The sequence below is a fragment of the Kluyvera sp. CRP genome (assembly GCF_019930565.1).
Taxonomy (GTDB): domain Bacteria; phylum Pseudomonadota; class Gammaproteobacteria; order Enterobacterales; family Enterobacteriaceae; genus Kluyvera; species Kluyvera georgiana_A.
This window is the reverse complement of sequence record NZ_CP082841.1, coordinates 1111378-1131098: the sequence shown is the minus strand read 5'-3', so window position 1 is coordinate 1131098 and position 19721 is coordinate 1111378. Positions and strand designations below refer to the sequence as shown.

Here is a 19721-nt window from a genome sequence, read left to right as displayed (position 1 = left end):
TCCGGCATTTCCGTTCAACGCCTCATCCGGCTACCTGTCACTTAAACAGTTTCTGCACAAACGTAGCGTAAGCCGGGCGCCACACATCCATTTCATGGTTCAACCCCGGATAGACCGTGTAATCGAATTTAATACCTTTCTGCTCAAGCTCTTTCTTAAGACCCGCAATATCCGCCCCGGTGACGCTATCTTTCTCGCCCACCACAACGGTGAAATTACGCAGTTGTTTATTGATGGCCTGCGGATGATTGAACTGCGACTCAACGCCAGCGTTCGGTACCGTTGTGGTTGTCACGCCGCTGAAAGTGGCCAGCCAGCCAAAACTGTCGAGATGATTCATTCCAGAGACCAGCGCCTGATATCCGCCTTGCGATAGCCCTGCCAACGCGCGGCCATCGGCATCCTTGCGGACATCAAAGCGCTCGCCGATCAGCGGAATAATATCGTGCATAAGCTCGTTGTCCGCAGCCTTCGCATTCAGCGGATAGAACGATTTCCTTCGCTCCTGCGGCGGGAAATTCTCGGCAACCGCTTCTGGTACGTCAGTTTCGGTATCCGGCACGACCACCAGCATAGGTTTGATTTTTCCCTCTGCCAGCAGGTTATCCATCATCTGCGGAATTCGCCCCTGGTCAATCGCCGACAGCCCGGTATCACCGAAGCCATGGTAGAAATAGAGTACCGGTAACGGCTCGCCGCTGCCGGTATATCCCGGCGGCGTCCAGACATAAACGCGGCGTTCGGCATTGAGCGCCGTCGAGTGGTAGGTTAGCGTTCGCACATCACCATGCGCGACAGCGCGATCGTCCAGAATGCTTCCCGGCACCAGAATCAGGCTGGTATTCACCTGTCGCTGCGGTTTTGGGTAACGACTGCCGGTATCAATCGAACGAAAACCATCGACATCAAAATAATACTCATACAGGTTGGGCTTCTGTGCATCGCTTCGCCACGTCCAGATCCCCTGCTCATCTTTGGTCATATCATGCGAGACAAAGCTGTCTGGCGTGGAGCCAGTTACAACGGACACCCGTTTTGCCGTTGGCGCGAACAGGCGGTAGGTGATGCTTTTGTCGGCATTAACCTGTGTGATGTATTGGCTGACGGGAATCGCCTGGCTCGGCGTAGCGGGTAACGGCGCGGCCACTGCAGATAAAGAGGCGCATCCCAGCACGCTGGAGATGAGAAAAGCTGCACAACTCAGTTGTCGTTTCACGTTATTTCCTTATCCATGTTTGAAGCAGAACGCTCAGGGTAACCGGGATAGGGAAACGCGCGGTGTGATATTCCGCCAGTTTTACGGGCAATAGCGCTAAGAGCTAAAGCCAGAAAGCAAAAACCTGCCGCTTCAGCGAAGACGACAGGTTTTGCGGCGCTGAATTCAGCGATTACTCTTTCGGGTCTTTCCCCGCCAGCAGCTTATCCAGCTCATCGCCGCCCACGTGACGGAAATCTTGCCCCTTCACGAAGTAGAAGATGTATTCGCAGATATTCTGGCAGCGGTCGCCGATACGCTCGATAGAGCGCGCGCAGAACAGCGCGGTCAGCACGCTTGGAATGGTGCGCGAGTCTTCCATCATGTAGGTCATCAGCTGACGCACGATGCCTTCATATTCCTGGTCAACTTTCTTGTCTTCACGGTAAATACGCACCGCTTCGTCGAGATCCATGCGCGCGAACGCATCCAGCACGTCGTGCAGCATCTGCACGGTGTGACGGCCCAGCGACTCCAGGCTGACCAGCAGCGGCTGGTGCTGCTGGGAGAATTTCTCCAGCGCAGTGCGGCAAATTTTATCCGCCACGTCGCCAATACGTTCCAGCTCGGCGATAGTTTTGATAATCGCCATCACCAGACGCAGGTCGCTCGCAGTTGGCTGACGCTTGGCGATGATGCGCACGCAGGCTTCGTCGATCGCCACTTCCATCATGTTGACGTTCTTATCGCCTTCAATGACGCGCTTCGCCAACTCGCTATCCTGGTTGTGCATCGCGGTAATGGCATCAGAAAGCTGCTGCTCAACCATGCCGCCCATGGTCATCACCTGGGTACGAATGCTCTCCAGTTCTGCGTTGAACTGGCCGGAAATATGTTTATTAAGGTTCAGATTGTCCACAACGCGCTCCTGAATCAACCGTAACGACCGGTGATGTAATCTTCTGTTTGTTTCTTCGCGGGCTTGGTGAACAGATCGTCCGTGTTGCTGAACTCAATCAACTCGCCCAGGTACATAAACGCCGTGTGGTCGGAACAACGTGCAGCCTGCTGCATGTTGTGGGTAACGATAACGACGGTGTAATCCTCTTTCAGCTCGGTGATCAGCTCTTCGATACGCCCGGTGGAGATCGGGTCAAGGGCTGAACACGGCTCATCCAACAGAAGCACTTCCGGGCGAATCGCGATACCGCGCGCGATGCACAGACGCTGCTGCTGACCACCAGAGAGAGAGTACCCGCTCTGGTGCAGTTTATCTTTCGTTTCATTCCATAATGCGGCCTTGGTCAAGGCCCACTGCACGCGTTCATCCATGTCGGTACGCGACAGTTTTTCAAACAGACGCACGCCAAAAGCAATGTTGTCGTAGATAGACATCGGGAACGGCGTCGGCTTCTGGAACACCATCCCAACCTTGGCGCGCAGCAGCGCGATATCCTGGGTGTTGGTGAGAATATTGTCGCCATCCAGCAGGATTTCGCCTTCCGCCCGCTGCTCCGGGTACAGCTCAAACATCTTGTTGAAGGTACGCAGCAGCGTTGATTTACCACAGCCCGACGGGCCGATAAACGCCGTCACCTGGTTTTTGGCGATATCCAGGTTGATGTTCTTCAGGGCATGGAATTTGCCGTAGTAGAAGTTCAGGTCACGAACTGAAATTTTACCCGGTGTTGTGTTAACCATACTCATCTCAATCTCTTCCTCATCCAGCGCCGCCGTCGTTGGCCGCGCCGTAAAAAATTAACCGTGTTTCTTCTTCGCGAAAATAACGCGCGCCAGAATGTTCAGCAGCAATACGCACAGCGTGATAATCAGCACCCCGGCCCAGGCCAGTTGCTGCCACTCCGCAAACGGGCTCATCGCAAATTTAAAGATGGTCACCGGCAGGTTGGCGATAGGCTGCATCATGTCGGTGCTCCAGAACTGGTTCGAGAGCGCGGTGAACAGCAGCGGCGCCGTTTCACCGGCGATACGCGCAATAGCCAGCAGGATACCGGTCATAATTCCGGAGATAGAGGCTTTCAGCGTAATCGCGGAGATCATCTTCCACTTCGGCGTACCCAGCGCATAAGCGGCTTCACGCAGGCTATCCGGCACCAGCTTGAGCATGTTTTCAGTGGTACGAATAACGATCGGTACCTGCAGCAGCGCCAGCGCAATCACGCCCGCCCAACCGGAGAAGTGCTGCATTTGCGCCACGACGATGGTGTAGACGAACAGGCCCACGACGATCGACGGTGCGGAAAGCAGAATGTCGTTAATAAAGCGAATGACTTCGGCGAGCCAGGATTTACGGCCATACTCGGCCAGGTAAATACCCGCCATAATGCCCAGCGGCGTACCAAACACGGTCGCCCACAGAATCAGCAGGCCGCTGCCCGCCAGGGCATTCGCCAGACCGCCGCCTGCGGTATTTGGCGGTGGCGTCATTTCGGTAAACAGCGCCAGGGACATCCCGTCTATACCACGAGTGATGGTCGCCATCAGGATCCACACCAGCCAGAACAGGCCGAAGATCATGGTCGCCATCGACAGCGTCAGCGCGATACGGTTCTTCATGCGGCGTCTGGCCTGCATTTTGCGACGGGACTCAGCCAGCGCAGCGGTGTTTTGCATTTCCAGCGTTGCCATTAGCGTGCCCCCTCATTCTTCGCCAGACGCATAATCATGAACTTCGATGCCGCCAGCACGATAAAGGTAATCGCAAACAGGATCAGACCCAGTTCCATCAGCGCAGAGACATGCAGGCCGGATTCCGCTTCGGCGAATTCATTCGCCAGCGCGGAGGTAATGCTGTTACCCGGCATATACAGAGACGCGCTGTCGAGCTGGTAGGTGTTGCCGATGATAAAGGTGACCGCCATGGTTTCACCCAGCGCGCGGCCCAGGCCGAGCATCACGCCGCCGATCACGCCATTTTTGGTGAACGGCAGAACGATACGCCAGATAACTTCCCAGGTGGTGCAGCCAATGCCGTAGGCCGACTCTTTCATCATCACCGGAGTTTGTTCGAATACATCACGCATTACGGCGGAGATATAGGGGATGATCATGATGGCGAGGATAACCCCCGCCGCCAGGATACCGATACCAAAGGCCGGGCCGGAGAACAGCGCGCCGACAAACGGGATGTTAGAAAGGATATTGCCGACCGGCTCCTGGAAGTAGGTCGCGAACAGCGGCGCGAAGATAAACAGGCCCCACATGCCGTAAACGATACTGGGAATGGCCGCCAGCAGTTCAATCGCGATACCTAATGGGCGTTTAAGCCAGTTTGGCGCCAGTTCGGTCAGGAAGAGAGCGATGCCGAAACTCACCGGAACGGCGATCAGCAGGGCGATAACGGAGGTCACGAGCGTACCGTAAATCGGTACCAGCGCGCCGTAAATGTCGTTAGGCGCATCCCACTCTTTGGTCCACAGGAAGGCGAAGCCGAACTTCTCCATACTGGGCCACGAGGAGATAACGAGAGAGACGATAATCCCGCCCAACATCAATAGCACAATCAGCGCAGCCAGTCTTACCAGCGCGCTGAATATCATGTCACCCTTTTTACCCGGTGGGTTAAAAGCAGGCTTAGTTGCAGCCATAAATCACTCTTTCCAGTTTAAAATCCGCCACGACATTTACAGCTGCCCGGCGTTCCCGCCGGGCGACCGTCATCAGTACAGCGCTTTACCGCTGCTGTCTTTTACGTTGGTCTTCCATGCAGCACGAACCTGCTCAACCACGCTTTCCGGCAGAGAAGCATAATCAAGCTCGTTCGCCTGCTTGCCGCCGTTTTTGTATGCCCAGTCAAAGAACTTCAGCACTTCAGCGCCCTGCTCAGGTTTCTTCTGCTCTTTGTGCACCAGGATAAAGGTGGTGGAGGTAATCGGCCACGCGTTGTCACCCTTCTGGTTAGTCAGGTCCTGCGCGAAAGATTTGCTCCAGTCAACGCCCTTAGCGGCGTTAGCGAAGTTGTCTTCGGTTGGGCTAACCGGTTTGCCGTCGGCAGAAACCAGTTTGGTGTAAGCCAGGTTGTTCTGCTTAGCGTAAGCGTATTCAACGTAGCCGATAGAGCCTGGCAGACGCTGTACGAACGCCGCGATACCGTCGTTGCCTTTACCGCCCAGGCCGGTCGGCCAGTTTACGGTAGAGCCCGCACCAATTTTCGATTTCCACTCTTCGTTCACTTTCGCCAGGTAGCTGGTGAACACGAAGGAGGTACCGGAACCGTCAGCACGACGCACAACGGCGATGTTCTGAGAAGGTAGCTTAACGCCTGGGTTCAGTTTGGTGATGGCTTCGTCATCCCACTTCTTGATTTTGCCCAGGTAGATGTCGCCCAGCGTTTTACCGTCAAGCACCAGCTCGCCGGATTTCAGGCCAGGAATGTTAACGGCCAGCACCACACCGCCGATGACAGTCGGGAACTGGAACAGGCCTTCCTGAGCCAGTTTTTCGTCAGACAGCGGTGCATCGGATGCGCCGAAATCGACGGTGTTAGCGGTAATTTGTTTTACGCCACCGGAGGAGCCGATACCCTGGTAATTGACTTTATTACCGGTTTCTTTGTTGTAGGTATCCGCCCATTTGGCATACACCGGCGCAGGGAAAGTTGCACCCGCGCCTGTCAGACTTGCCGCTGCAAATGCAGAGAAAGCGCTCATCGATAAGGTCGCGGCGACAACAGTTGCGACAGTGGTACGCATAACTTTCATAATGTCTCCTGCAAGAATCCGTAAATGATTGTTTAGTGGCTACGAGGAGCAAAATAGGACAATCAGGTGACAGTTATATGTAAGGTTTATGACAGTTTGATGACACAGAAAAATCAGATGTAACAGAAGTGAAATTTGAGCGGCCGCGAAGGCGGCCGTGAGGGGTTTAGTTCTTGATTTCCATAGTAATCGTAGCGTTTGCGCTAAATGTACCTGGCTGCGGGCGGGTTCCCGTCGCACTGGCAGGCGCGGCGAAAAAATTAAACTCGCCATTCTCCACGCCCAGACGAGAGCGGGTTCCCATGTCGGTTTCCATCCGCCCACCGTTCACATCCACTTCTTTATTATATTCATCGTAAACTTTGATACCGACATCGGCATTCGTCGTCTCAATGACGGTTGGCAACGATCCCACCTGTGTGGCATGTAATGAAACTTCCACATCCTGCCCGGAAGACATCCCCGTACAGGAGACAGAAACCGATATCGGTACTTTCCGATCCGTCAACGCCGCCCCTGGCGTAGAGGAAAATGCAGAGGCAGGGATTTTACTAAAATCAACTTCAATCACCTGGCCACCATTAATGGTACATTCCTGGGGCGCAGTAATATCACCAGCAATATACACATCCGCCAGGGGTTGTGACTCGTCAATGGCTACAGTGGAACTTACGGTACCGTACAAACGGGCAATCAGCGTTTGTGGAATAGTGATCGTACCGATGAAAGGTTCGTTGATGTAAAAATAGATCGTTGCTTTGGTGCCACTATCAAAGGTTATGCCGCCGGCTAATGTATTGCATTTATAATCTTCCGGTGGAGAATTCGGTTGATCGGTAAAGGGAGCATTAACAAATCCACGCCCATAAATTTCAATAGATAACCCTACATCAAGATATTCATCAAGGTTGTAATAGCTCACACCAGACCGCTTTGCGGTAGCCGTTAATGCCGAACTCATCTGTGCTGTATAATAAAGATTACTCAGTGAGCCTGTTGTTCCGGTTCGGCATTCACACTTACCCGGATATCTGTCCGAGTTAGAGGTTTCATAGTTAACTGTTGTTCCTGCCCTATTTTGTATTGCTGTTATCGTTTTACCATAAAATGGCAGCACACTGTGGTGAGCGCCATTGGTGGCAGTGCACATCCCACTGTTAGCAGCCCATGCCGGTATAGAAGCGATGACTCCGGCGCTCAACAATCCCAGGAACATTACTTTTTTCATCATTAATTCCATTTAATGGCACTCCACACCAAGCTGCATTAACTCGGCATTCTGTGGCTTATTGTTCAATGAATATTTAGCGGTACATTTTTCTGCGACATTATTTCCCCAGGTCAGCGTAAACGCCCCCGACTCCGGCATCCCCGACAAATAGAGTTCGCCATTATCGCCAACGATGCCGGTCACCGTTCCCGAATCGAGCTCCGCCGACGCCATTGCGCCAAATGGCGCAGGCTTGCCATTTGCCTGAGTCACATTAAACAGCACACGATAACCAACATGCGTCACAAACGCCGCTTTCACTACCGCGCCGCGCGTTGGGACCAGGTTCACCACGGTGTTATCCAGCTCAATATTGGCTTTGGCAAAATAATTACTGTCAATCGCCACACGGTTTTCATCGTAAGGGTTGAGCTGCGTTTTCACCGTATACCCACGCCAGTCGGTAGAGACCCCGGTCGCATTTTCAACCGATAGCCCATCTGCACCCGGCGCTTCCACCAGCGCGACCGTTTCCCCCAACTCCTGAGAGAAGGTTACGCCGTCGCCATGAACCAAAATACCGCCACGCGCGCCATAATTCAGGCGCTGCGAATCACGGCTCCAGGCGTAGCCGCCGTTTACCGAACCATAAGTACCGTCATATCCCATACTGGCATTACCACTGTAGGTATCTTCCGGCGTACTCATCCATGATTCCTGTACGTTATAAGAGAGGTTGTTCCCTTCCAGTAACGTACCGCCGACGCCAGCCTGCATCGTGCTGTCGTTATGGTTGTTCTGCGTCATCGAGTAGTTGACGTAGCTATTTTCCATCCAGCCGGAGAGCGGAATAGACACCGATAACATGAAGACCTGTTCATGATTGTTGTCGTCGTTGTTATCATCATCGTCATAATGGTCATTGCCATAATAACGGTTGATGGAATCGGTGTAGTTCCACGACACATTCCAGGATATCTGTCGCCAGTTATTGCTGTAACCCAGTTGAACCAGGCGTTCAACTTCATCGGTCTGCCAGTATTCCTGGCGACTGACCGTCAGATAAATATTCCCCCAGCCGCGACCAAACGACTGCGTCCAGGTCCCTTCTACACGGCTTCGTCGGTTACCGGTCACCCAGAAATCAGAACTATTATCCTGTCGAGACACCCATTCATCGAGGGTGTAGTAGCCTTCTGTTGAATAGCGATACCCCACCAGACGGAAATTCGTGTCGGTATCATCAAAACGTTTGGAATACAGAAAACGGTATGACTGGCCGCTTTCATCATCGCCATCATCAAAGTGCGAGCGCGCATGAGTCATATCAACGGATACGGCGCCAAACGATCCCATATCTTTACCCATGCCGAACGCTGCGGAGGCATAGTCATTCGCTATCTGCGTCCCACCATAGAGTGTGAGGCCCCACGGCAAACCACGCAGCACCTGCGCCTGAATAACATTGGGAGTAAATCCGCTTTCATCGCGCATTTCCCCCACGCTGATATCAAAGTCAGTCTGGCCTTCACGTTTGAGAACCGCCAGTGATGCATATGGCTGGATAAAGTGCTGCTCGCTACCATCCTCTTCTTTGATGGTCACATCGAGGTCGCCGCCGCCGCTGGTAGTGTTCAGATCGGTGATTTCGAAAGCGCCCTGCGGCACTGCCGATTGATAAATGACATATTTATTCTGTCGGATAATCACGGTGGCATTACTTTTCGCCACCCCGCGCACCACTGGCGCAAAACCATTCTGACTCGACGGTAACATATCGTCATCGGTGTATAACCTGACACCACGGATCTGGGTGCCGTCAAACACATCACTCGCTGTCCAGGTGTCGCCGACCATAATCTGGCTGCGCAGCGCGGCAATATCCCGCTGGACGTAACTACTAATTGAATGGTATTCCGTATTGCTGCCCGTCGCGCTCAGCGTGCTGTAGTTACGCAACCGCCAGGCGCCCAGGTTAATTCCGTTACGCAAGTTCAGATAATAAGTATCATCCTCTTCGGAGTCGTAATTCGACTCCATGGTATGCGTGCCGGAAAAATCATAGTTGACCATCATCGCGTTAATGCCCTCATCCCAACGGGAGGGGCTGATGTAGTCATACGCCGCAGTATTCAAATAAATCTGTGGAATGGAAATATTTAGCGCTAACTTATTGGCATCAAATGACCAGATAGCACCATCAATTAATGGAACAGGATTTACACAAGCTTTATTATCGACAGTCTGCAATGATTTTACTGCATCAACTTTGACACCATACGAGGATAAAGCATCCTTAATAGCGACAAAACAGGGATGTAGTTCAGCATCTGGTTTATCCTGCACAAATTTGACATCCCGGCGCTCAAACAGCTTCCCGTTAACGATAATATCGACCTTATAATCGCCAGGCGGGAGCGTATTCGAACGGTTGAACTGACGAATATCAACATCGACCGGATGATCGATTTCTAAAAGCTTTGGATTAAACAGACTGTCTCTGGCAAAAGCATGGGTAGCAACTCCCAGACAGGCGCTCGAAACCAGCGCGAGACAAAGACGCGAACGCATCATCGAGATATCCTTATCGGGAGGTTAAAGTGCTTGTTTTACTGGTTCGCTAATCGCGCCATAATCATTAATAAAGCGCCAGACTACAGAATGACCGGAAACGCCTGCAGGTAAATCCAGCGTCAGTGTTTCAAAAGGGCGAATCATATTAAGAGGAATGTTTTTACCATCAATAACAACGTCCATAATATTAATATGGATAGGGCTTTTATTCTCCACTACCAACTGGCTACCTTGCTTATGCCATTTGACTTTTGCAATAGCTTTTTCTGGAATTAAGTTGATGCCGGCTGGACGCCAGAATAATTTGATTCTTGTTTTAATGGCAATTTCCAGCGTACTGGTATCTTTTTTATCACTTGATGGCGGAATATTTTTAACATTCAACCAGAAAACAGACTCCCGGTCTGTTGGTAATTCACCGGCGATTTTCACAATACGCAGCACTTTTTCCTGTCCAGGTTCCAGACGAGAGACCGGTGGGATTGCCGTAAAAGGTGGTTTGCTTTTATCGTCTTTATTAAACGGATCAACCCACACCTGGATAAGATAAGGTAATGTCGTTTCTTTATTATAAATAGAGATAGTGGTATCAGGCGCGTTACCTGGGAAAATAACGCGGGTTCCCCCTACCACAATCCCGGCAAAAGATTGCATGGTATAAAAAAGCACAACTATAGAAAAAACAAATTTAATTAGCCGTGTCATCATATATTTAATCATCCCAGAAAAGAGCAAAAAGACGCCCGCGACTCCAGACAAAAGAGTGCCTTAATGACAGGCGTCATTTAATTAATAAAACAAATCAACAGAATTGATGTTTGTATTATTTCACGTATTCAATTGTGAACTGAGAATCCGCGTTAGCGGTACCTGCGGTGACTGTAGCGCTGGTTGCGATATAACGCGCAATAAACTTCATTGAAGCTGTACCCGCAGTCGCATCAATATTGCTATACGCAGAATCTTTGTACAGCTGAACCTGAGAGTTATCAGCACGGTTATAGATACGGATTGCTACGCCGGTAGCGGTTGTCGCGGTACCAGTGCCAGTGAAATCGCCAGGTGCAGAAGCGGTAGCCGGAGTACCTACAGCCAGGTCGCCATTGCCATCAGAAGCTTCGGTGCCATCAAAACGAACGGCCGCTTTTGTATATGTCGCCGGGCATTTGTCCAGATCGATATGGAATTCTGTTGGCGCTGCAGTGCTGCCAACCCCACTAAATGCGGTGCGGTTAACTTTACCCAGATCAACGTTCTGATCGGCAGTATCAGCAGTGACTTCACAGGTGCTATCAATGACTTCGCCACGGAAATGCACTGTGCCATCAGATGCGAGAACATTGCCAGCGAATACGGTAGAAGACAGAACTAAAGCGCCTGCAATTAAATTAAGTTTCATTACAACCCCATTAATAATATTATATCCTTGTGTTTTATTTATATTTCAAAAAATAAAACACACCATCCTTACGGCGGCGAATAATACACCCAAGAATAGGGATTACAATAAAAATATTTTAATTAGATATTCATTTAATATTAATAGATGAATATGGGGTATGTGTTGTTTATTAAATATTAATTTCCATTATATACAAAAAAGGTGATTTTAAATACACCAGCCTATATATTTAGGAATTTATCAATACCATTATTCAACACTCGTCTAAAATGGCTCTTTTTTATCCAATTTAACAAAATAGATTCATTCACCACAAAAACGAAGTTGAATGTAAAGTTAGTTAAGCAAATAAATAAGCAAACAAGAATATTTGTAACCAAACATTAATAAAGGACAAAAGGTATAAAAAAAAGGCTGCCGATCGTTCAGCAGCCTTTTAGGTGACACATTTACTCTACGGTGACTGATTTCGCCAGGTTACGCGGCTGGTCAACGTCGGTGCCCTTAATCAGCGCCACGTGATAAGCCAGCAGCTGTAGCGGCACGGTGTAGAAGATTGGTGCAATAACCTCTTCCACATGCGGCAGCTCGATGATGTGCATGTTGTCGCTATCGGTAAACGCCGCGTCCTGATCGGCAAAGACATACAGCTCACCGCCGCGCGCGCGAACCTCTTCGATGTTGGATTTCAGTTTTTCCAGCAGCTCATTGTTCGGTGCGACGACAATCACCGGCATATCGGCGTCAATCAGCGCCAGCGGGCCGTGCTTCAGCTCACCGGCGGCGTAGGCTTCCGCATGAATGTAGGAGATCTCTTTCAGCTTCAGCGCGCCTTCCAGCGCGATCGGGTACTGATCGCCGCGCCCCAGGAACAGCGCATGATGCTTGTCGGAGAAGTCTTCCGCCAGCGCTTCGATGCGTTTGTCCTGCGACAGCATCTGCTCAATGCGGCTTGGCAGCGCCTGCAGGCCGTGCACGATATCCTGCTCAACGGCGGCATCCTGACCTTTCAGACGGGCCATTTTTGCCACCAACAGCAGCAGAACGGTCAGCTGAGTCGTAAACGCTTTGGTGGAGGCCACACCAATCTCAGCGCCCGCTTTGGTCATAATCGCCAGGTCGGATTCGCGCACCAGCGACGAGCCCGCCACGTTACAAATCGCCAGCGAGCCCAGGTAACCCAGCTCTTTGGTCAGGCGCAGGCCAGCCAGGGTGTCGGCGGTCTCACCGGACTGCGAGAGGGTAATGACCAAGCTATTCGGGCGCACGGCGGATTTGCGGTAACGGAATTCCGATGCGATTTCAACATCGCACGGCATACCGGCCAGCGATTCAAACCAATAGCGCGCCACCATTCCCGAGTTGTAGGAAGTGCCACAGGCGATAATCTGGATATGCTCCACTTTCGCCAATAGCGCATCGGCCTCCGGCCCTAGCTCACTCAGATCCACCTGACCGTGGCTAATACGCCCGGTTAAGGTGTTTTTGATCGCGTTCGGCTGCTCGTAGATCTCTTTCTGCATGTAGTGGCGGTAGATGCCTTTATCACCGGCATCGTACTGCACGTTTGATTCGATATCCTGACGCTTCACTTCCGCGCCAGTCTTATCGAAGATAGCCACGGTACGGCGGGTCACTTCCGCGATATCGCCTTCTTCCAGGAAGATGAATCGACGGGTTACCGGCAGCAGCGCCAGCTGGTCAGAAGCGATAAAGTTCTCGCCCATCCCAAGGCCAATCACCAGCGGACTACCGGAGCGCGCTGCCAGCAGCGTGCTCGGATCGCGGGAGTCCATAATGACCGTACCGTAAGCGCCGCGCAGCTGTGGAATAGCGCGCAGCACCGCTTCACGTAAGGTACCGCCCTGTTCCATCTCCCAATGCACCAGGTGAGCAATTACTTCGGTGTCGGTCGCTGAAACGAAGACATAGCCGCGCGCTTGCAGCATTTCGCGCAGCGGTTCGTGGTTTTCGATGATGCCGTTATGCACCACCGCAATGTGTTCAGACACATGCGGATGCGCATTGCCTTCCGATGGTTCGCCATGGGTTGCCCAGCGGGTGTGGGCAATACCAGTGCCGCCGGACAGCGGTTGTTCTTCCGCGGCCTGAGCCAGCATCTGGACTTTTCCCAGACGACGCAGACGGGTCATATGACCTTCTGCATCCACCACCGCCAGACCCGCAGAGTCGTATCCACGGTATTCCAGACGACGGAGACCTTCGAGAAGGATTTCAGCTACATCACGTTGCGCGACTGCGCCAACAATTCCACACATAAGTTTATGTTCCGATTTTTTACGCGTTGTCGGTCAACCTGTTGCCCGTATACCGGGCGCCCCGAGCCTTGTAGAGAGTGGGGTTATTTTTATAGGTACTGCATGGTGGGCGGGAGATTATGTTATCTCCTCGCCTTTGTTGCCTGATGCGGCTACGCCTTATCAGGCCTACTTCTTAATCTTCACCGGACGCTGCCAGCCTTGCTTGTGTACCTGCGGTACGCGGCTCAGGACCAGTTCGTTATCCGCGACGTTGCGGGTGACGGTAGTCCCGGCGGCAATCGTCACGCCTTTGCCAATGGTGACCGGTGCCACCAGCTGGCTGTCGGAACCAACAAAGACGTCATCGCCAATAATGGTTTTAAACTTATTCGCGCCATCGTAGTTGCAGGTAATGGTCCCTGCACCGATATTCACGTTGTCGCCAATTTCCGCGTCGCCGAGGTAGGTCAGATGGCCGGCCTTCGAGCCTTTACCCAGACGCGCTTTTTTCATTTCGACGAAGTTACCGACGTGAGCGCCTTCCAGCAGTTCAACGCCCGGACGCAGACGCGCAAACGGCCCGATGGTGCAGGCGGCTTCCAGATGCGCATCTTCCACCACGCTGTACGGACTGATTTCACAGTCATCGCCGATGGTGGCGTTTTTAATCACACAGCCCGCGCCGATTTTGACGCGATTACCCAGCACCACGTTGCCTTCAAGGATAACGTTAGTATCAATTTCGACATCGCGCCCGTGAGACAAGGTACCGCGCAGATCAAAACGCGCCGGGTCACGCAGCATCACACCCGCCAGCAGCAGCTTTTCAGCCTGCTCAGACTGATAAATACGTTCAAGGCGGGCAAGCTGCAGACGGTTATTCACACCGTCGGTTTCACTGATACGCGCCGGATGTACCGCGGCAATTTCACGCCCTTCCTGATACGCCATGGCGATAATATCGGTGATATAGAACTCGCCCTGCGCATTGTTATTGTCGAGCTTCGCCAGCCAGCGCTTCATATCCGCGCCGTTGGCAATCAGGATACCGGTGTTAATTTCCTGAATCTGACGCTGTGCTTCGGTGGCATCTTTGTGCTCGACAATACCGGTCACTTTGCCGTTTTCACGGGTAATGCGGCCATAGCCGCTCGGATCGTCCAGCACCACCGTCAGCAGACCTATTCCGCCCTGCGGCTTGGCTTCGCGCAGACGCTGCAGCGTTTCTACCGATATCAGCGGTACGTCGCCGTACAGCATCAGAATATCTTCGTCATCCGCGAAGAACGGCGCAGCCTGCTGCATCGCATGACCGGTGCCTAGCTGTTCCGCCTGCAGCACCCAATTCAGGTTATCGTCGGATAAAGCTTGCTTAAGCAAATCACCGCCGTGACCGTACACCAGGTGAACCTGGTTTGCGCCAACATGATTCGCGGCATCAATGACATGCTGCACCATCGGCTTGCCAGCCAGGGTGTGCAGCACTTTAGGAAGATCGGAATACATACGCGTGCCTTTGCCAGCGGCAAGGATCACAACGCTCATGGTACGGTTAGACATAGGTATCCTGTCTGTAGATTAAGTATGAAGTAAACCGGGTTCTTGTTGAAAATTCTACATATTTTGCAGCATGAAATGGCTTGCTGATAAAACGTTCAACATCCCCTTACGTCCTGACTTTCTGTCCTTATTTTCGTCTATATCAAATCTATTTGTCTTGTAAGAAATCAGACCCAGCGCCATATTCTGCGCTATCTCACTGCTTATCTTGTTTTTTTATCACCTGAATAAAGGATTAACCATTTCAAAACGGCGTTTTATTTACTCATTATTGTGACGAGCAAAAAAGAAACAACGTTTTAATTTGTTGATAATTACGTCGATCAACCATTCAGGAAGATAATATGAACAAGAAGATACCTCTGGCTCTTACCCTTTGTAGTGCAGCGCTTTCTCTCGCGGCGCAGGCCCAGACGCCCCAGCAATGGAAGGCGATTGCTTTTGGGCAGTCTACTGACATTAACTTCTCCTCCAACGTTCTTCCGGAGAAAGTGGGCGTAAACAACGTCACTATCGATGGTAAGAAGCTGACATCACAGCAAATTGCCGACCTCAGCAAACCTATCACCATCGAAAGTCGCGGCGGCAAAATCGCCAACTCGCACGACGGTTTGACCTTCTTCTACACCACGTTACCGAGCGATGAGAACTTTGTGCTATCGGCCACGGTAACCGTCGATCAGTTTGGCCCGGAAAACGGCGCTAAACCGGCCGCACAGGAAGGCGCGGGGCTACTGGTGCGCGATATCATCGGCATCCCACGCCAGGAACCGCTGAAAGAAGGCTATGAAGAGTTCCCTGCGGCATCAAATATGGTGATGAACGCCATTATGACCCAGGACAAGAAAGATGATTACCGCGTGAAGCTACAGGCGATCGCACGTAACGGTATAACCCAACCATGGGGTAACGCCGGATCCGAGATTAAGAAAGTCAGTTACAAGGAAGGGGTTGATCTGCGTCAGTCGCCGACGTTCCGCCTGAAGCTCGAACGGACAAATGACGGCTTCGTTACCGCCTGGGCGCCGGAGGGAAGTGAAGAGTGGGTGACTGAGCGCGTGCCGCACGCAGATATGATCTCCGTGCAGGATAAAAAACAGTATTACGTGGGCTTCTTTGCGTCACGTAATGCCAAAATTACCGTTAAAGACGCTTCGCTGACCACTTCTGAGGCGAAAACCGTGGCCTCTAAACCGTTCGTCGCCAAATCATGGCCGGTGGTGATGCAGGTCGCTTCAGGCAGTAAGAGCCTGACGCCAGAGTACACGCTTCAAGCGCGTGCCAACTACGACGGGCTGTTTACCGTTCGGCACAATGAAGTGGTGATCGGGGAGAATAAAGCGGTGAAGGCCGGCGAGATGTTCACTCAGCCCGCCACGCTGAAAGAGAGCAATACCTTCCAGGTGACCTTTACCCCCACCAGCGGTAAAGACCGGACGCCGGTTGAGCAGCAGTTGACCGTTAACCAGCAGAAAGGTATCTCCACCAGCACGCTGTACGCGGCAGCAAACGGCAAGGCAGATGCAAAAGGTACCGCCGACGCGCCAATGGATTTGCAAACAGCCATCGAGCTGGTCGCGCCGGGCGGAAAAATTGTGCTGGCGGCAGGTGATTATCCGAAGACCGACATTCCGCTCTCAGCCAGCGGTCTTGAGAATGGTCGTAAAACGCTGGAAGCCAACGGTAAAGCGGTTATCCACGGTATGCTGCTGGACGGTAACTACTGGACGCTACGCGGCGTGGATATCACCGGGAAGAGCCTGCGTATTCAGGGCAGCCATAACCTGATCGAGAATGTAACGGCTTATCGCAATGATGATACCGGGATTCAAATTTCCTCGGTCGATAAGATTGGTCGTCCGCTGTGGGCAAGCTATAACCGCGTGGTAAACTCGGAGTCCCACAGCAACGAGGATCCAGGCAAGATCAACGCTGACGGTTTTGCGGTGAAGATGCGCGTGGGTGAAGGCAACCGACTGGAAGGATGCTACTCACACAACAACATTGATGATGGCTTCGATCTGTTTAATAAGATTGAGGACGGCGCCAACGGCGTGGTGGTAATCGAGAACTCTGTCGCCCGCGACAACACCAGCAACGGCTTCAAGCTGGGCGGCGAAGGGCAGCCGGTGGCGCACGAAATCCGCAACAGTATCGCGATCGGCAACCATCTTGATGGCTTCACCGATAACTTCAACCCAGGCAAGCTGGTGGTGGTCAATAACGTCGCCGTCGACAACCAGCGCTTTAACTTTATCTTCCGTCCAAGCCCTTATGGCGATGCATCTACGCAGGGTGTATTCAGCGACAACATTTCGCTGCGCAGCCAGCCGGGGAAATATGATGATGCGGTGGTGGGCAACATTGATGCCACGAACTACTTCATCGAGAAGGGCAAAAGCGTGAACACGGAAGGGAAGGAACTGCGTGCGCAAGATTTCCAGTCGCTGACATTACCACAGCCGCTGGAGCGTAATGCGGACGGCAGCTTTAAGACCGGTGATTTCCTGAATAAGGATTAAGGCGTAGGTTGTACTACTGGTCAAAATACAAAGGTCGCCGTAAGGCGACCTTCTTCATTTTTGGGTTCTGTTTACACCGCATGTGTTGTCGTTTTCGTTAGCGGTACAGCGCATCACAGAACAGCATCTGACCTACAGGTGGGCGGCCAGTGCGGTCATCAACCTTACAGGTTGAAAGTACCGAAAGAGATGTTCATAGAGCTGAAGAGAGCGATGATTTTGTTGATCAGTTTCATGATTTTTATCCTGCGATAGTAGTGATATTTTTTGTGACTCAACTCACAAAACAAAGTCTACTCCTCCGGATTTTATCGATCAACAGTTTTGTGACTCAAATCACAAAATATTTAAAATACCTTTTCAGTTTCATTTAAATTAAAACAAAGCATAAAAAAAGCCAGTCTGAAACCAGACTGGCTTTTTGACTTTCAAGCCGGTGTTACATCGCTTTTTTGGTCAACTCGATAACGCGCAGTTTAGCGATCGCTTTGGCCAGTTCCGCAGACGCCTGAGCGTAATCCACGTCACCATGAGAGCTCTTAATGTGCTCTTCGGCCTTACGTTTCGCTTCCAGAGCTCGCGCTTCGTCGAGATCCTGGCCGCGAATCGCGGTATCAGCCAGTACGGTCACGGTGCCAGACTGCACTTCAAGAATGCCGCCGGACAGATAGATAAACTCTTCGTGGCCGTGCTGTTTAACGATGCGAATCATACCAGGCTTAATGGCGGTGAGCAGCGGGGCGTGGCCCGGGTAAATACCCAGCTCACCTTCGCTACCCGTTACCTGGATTTTCTCGACCAGACCAGAGAACATTTGTTGCTCTGCGCTGACGACGTCCAGGTGGTAAGTCATTGCCATATCACCCTCCGATTAAGGCGTTAAAGTTTTTTGGCTTTTTCCACTGCTTCGTCAATGGAACCGACCATGTAGAACGCCTGCTCCGGCAGGTGATCGTATTCGCCGTCCATGATGCCTTTAAAGCCACGGATGGTGTCTTTCAGCGAAACGTATTTACCCGGAGAACCGGTGAATACTTCTGCTACGAAGAACGGCTGGGACAGGAAGCGCTGAATCTTACGAGCGCGTGCTACCACCAGTTTATCTTCTTCAGACAGTTCATCCATACCCAGGATGGCGATGATGTCTTTCAGTTCCTGATAACGCTGCAGGATGGACTGAACGCCACGCGCGGTGTCGTAGTGTTCCTGACCAACAACCAGCGGATCCAGCTGACGGCTGGTGGAGTCCAGCGGGTCAACCGCAGGGTAGATACCCAGGGATGCGATCTGACGGCTCAGTACTACGGTTGCATCTAAGTGAGCAAAGGTAGTTGCTGGGGATGGGTCAGTTAAGTCATCCGCAGGTACGTATACCGCCTGTACGGAGGTGATAGAACCGGTCTTGGTGGAGGTGATACGTTCCTGCAGAACGCCCATCTCTTCCGCCAGAGTCGGCTGGTAACCTACCGCTGAAGGCATACGACCCAGCAGTGCAGATACTTCTGTACCGGCCAGGGTGTAACGATAGATGTTATCGACGAACAGCAGTACGTCACGACCTTCGTCACGGAATTTCTCAGCCATGGTCAGGCCGGTCAGCGCAACGCGCAGACGGTTTCCCGGCGGCTCGTTCATCTGGCCATACACCAGGGATACTTTATCGATAACGTTGGAGTCGGTCATTTCGTGGTAGAAGTCGTTACCCTCACGAGTACGTTCACCTACGCCCGCAAACACAGAGTAACCGGAGTGCTCGATCGCGATGTTACGGATCAGCTCCATCATGTTTACGGTTTTACCTACGCCCGCACCACCGAACAGACCGACTTTACCGCCCTTCGCGAACGGACACATCAGGTCGATAACTTTGATACCGGTTTCCAGCAGTTCCTGAGAGCTGGACAGCTCTTCGTAGGAAGGTGCAGCGCGGTGGATAGCCCAACGCTCTTCTTCACCGATGTCGCCTTTCATGTCTACCGGGTGACCCAGTACGTTCATGATACGACCCAGTGTTGCTTTACCTACCGGAACTTCGATCGGGTGCTCGAGGTCTTTAACTTCCAGACCGCGACGCAGACCGTCGGAGGAACCCATGGCGATGGTACGCACGATACCGCCACCGAGCTGCTGCTGAACTTCCAGCACCAGCACTTCATTACCATTCTGTACCTCAAGGGCTTCGTACACGCGCGGTACGGCATCCTGAGGGAATTCGACGTCAACTACGGCGCCGATTACCTGGACAATTTTTCCAGTAGCCATCTTGAATCCTCTAC

General features: G+C 52.0%; 15 protein-coding genes. 1 reads left to right on the top strand and 14 read right to left on the bottom strand.

Annotation, left to right across the window (positions count from 1 at the left end; genetic code table 11):
- Positions 1–37 precede the first annotated feature (37 nt).
- The 12 genes from K7B04_RS05225 to glmU form a co-directional block, all read right to left on the bottom strand.
- Entirely contained in the window at positions 38–1204 is a 1167-nt protein-coding gene (locus K7B04_RS05225) for an alpha/beta hydrolase-fold protein (RefSeq protein WP_223804125.1), read from the bottom strand.
- A gap of 184 nt (positions 1205–1388) precedes the next feature.
- Positions 1389–2114 carry a phosphate signaling complex protein PhoU gene (gene phoU / locus K7B04_RS05220; protein ID WP_008500182.1) on the bottom strand — a complete coding sequence of 242 codons (726 nt, stop codon included), beginning with the start codon at positions 2112–2114 and terminating at the stop codon, positions 1389–1391.
- Positions 2115–2128: 14 nt separating this feature from the next.
- Positions 2129–2902 (bottom strand): phosphate ABC transporter ATP-binding protein PstB, encoded by a 774-nt coding sequence (pstB, locus tag K7B04_RS05215; protein WP_035893601.1) that lies wholly within the window; start codon positions 2900–2902, stop codon positions 2129–2131.
- 51 nt (positions 2903–2953) lie between these two features.
- Positions 2954–3844, bottom strand: a complete 891-nt coding sequence (gene pstA / locus K7B04_RS05210) for a phosphate ABC transporter permease PstA (RefSeq protein WP_106930134.1) — start codon at positions 3842–3844, stop codon at positions 2954–2956.
- Complete coding sequence (pstC, locus tag K7B04_RS05205) at positions 3844–4803, bottom strand: phosphate ABC transporter permease PstC (protein ID WP_064540617.1); 960 nt, start codon at positions 4801–4803, stop codon at positions 3844–3846. Before pstC ends, pstA begins: the two co-directional genes overlap by 1 nt.
- Positions 4804–4875: 72 nt before the next feature.
- Positions 4876–5916: a phosphate ABC transporter substrate-binding protein PstS gene (pstS, locus tag K7B04_RS05200; RefSeq protein ID WP_163447632.1), complete on the bottom strand. Its 1041-nt coding sequence runs from the start codon at positions 5914–5916 to the stop codon at positions 4876–4878.
- Between the two features lie 166 nt (positions 5917–6082).
- Complete coding sequence (locus tag K7B04_RS05195; RefSeq protein ID WP_223803613.1) at positions 6083–7156, bottom strand: fimbrial protein; 1074 nt, start codon at positions 7154–7156, stop codon at positions 6083–6085.
- Positions 7157–9700 carry a fimbria/pilus outer membrane usher protein gene (locus tag K7B04_RS05190; RefSeq protein WP_223803612.1) on the bottom strand — a complete coding sequence of 848 codons (2544 nt, stop codon included), beginning with the start codon at positions 9698–9700 and terminating at the stop codon, positions 7157–7159.
- Positions 9701–9721: 21 nt separating this feature from the next.
- Complete coding sequence (locus K7B04_RS05185) at positions 9722–10408, bottom strand: fimbrial chaperone (RefSeq protein WP_223804124.1); 687 nt, start codon at positions 10406–10408, stop codon at positions 9722–9724.
- A gap of 115 nt (positions 10409–10523) precedes the next feature.
- Positions 10524–11099, bottom strand: a complete 576-nt coding sequence (locus tag K7B04_RS05180) for a chaperone-usher fimbrial major subunit (RefSeq protein ID WP_167574680.1) — start codon at positions 11097–11099, stop codon at positions 10524–10526.
- 452 nt (positions 11100–11551) lie between these two features.
- Positions 11552–13381 (bottom strand): glutamine--fructose-6-phosphate transaminase (isomerizing), encoded by a 1830-nt coding sequence (gene glmS, locus K7B04_RS05175; protein ID WP_223803611.1) that lies wholly within the window; start codon positions 13379–13381, stop codon positions 11552–11554.
- A 168-nt stretch (positions 13382–13549) separates the two neighbouring features.
- Positions 13550–14923: a bifunctional UDP-N-acetylglucosamine diphosphorylase/glucosamine-1-phosphate N-acetyltransferase GlmU gene (gene glmU / locus K7B04_RS05170; RefSeq protein ID WP_223803610.1), complete on the bottom strand. Its 1374-nt coding sequence runs from the start codon at positions 14921–14923 to the stop codon at positions 13550–13552.
- Between the two features lie 344 nt (positions 14924–15267).
- Here glmU and K7B04_RS05165 point away from each other — a divergent pair, with 344 nt between their 5' ends.
- Entirely contained in the window at positions 15268–17445 is a 2178-nt protein-coding gene (locus K7B04_RS05165) for a right-handed parallel beta-helix repeat-containing protein (RefSeq protein ID WP_223803609.1), read from the top strand.
- Positions 17446–17884: 439 nt separating this feature from the next.
- Here the strand turns inward: K7B04_RS05165 and K7B04_RS05160 are convergent, their stop codons facing one another.
- Together K7B04_RS05160 and atpD are read right to left on the bottom strand one after the other, a co-directional pair.
- Positions 17885–18304 (bottom strand): F0F1 ATP synthase subunit epsilon, encoded by a 420-nt coding sequence (locus tag K7B04_RS05160; protein ID WP_064540602.1) that lies wholly within the window; start codon positions 18302–18304, stop codon positions 17885–17887.
- 20 nt (positions 18305–18324) lie between these two features.
- Positions 18325–19707 (bottom strand): F0F1 ATP synthase subunit beta, encoded by a 1383-nt coding sequence (gene atpD, locus K7B04_RS05155; protein WP_064540598.1) that lies wholly within the window; start codon positions 19705–19707, stop codon positions 18325–18327.
- Positions 19708–19721: the final 14 nt, after the last annotated feature.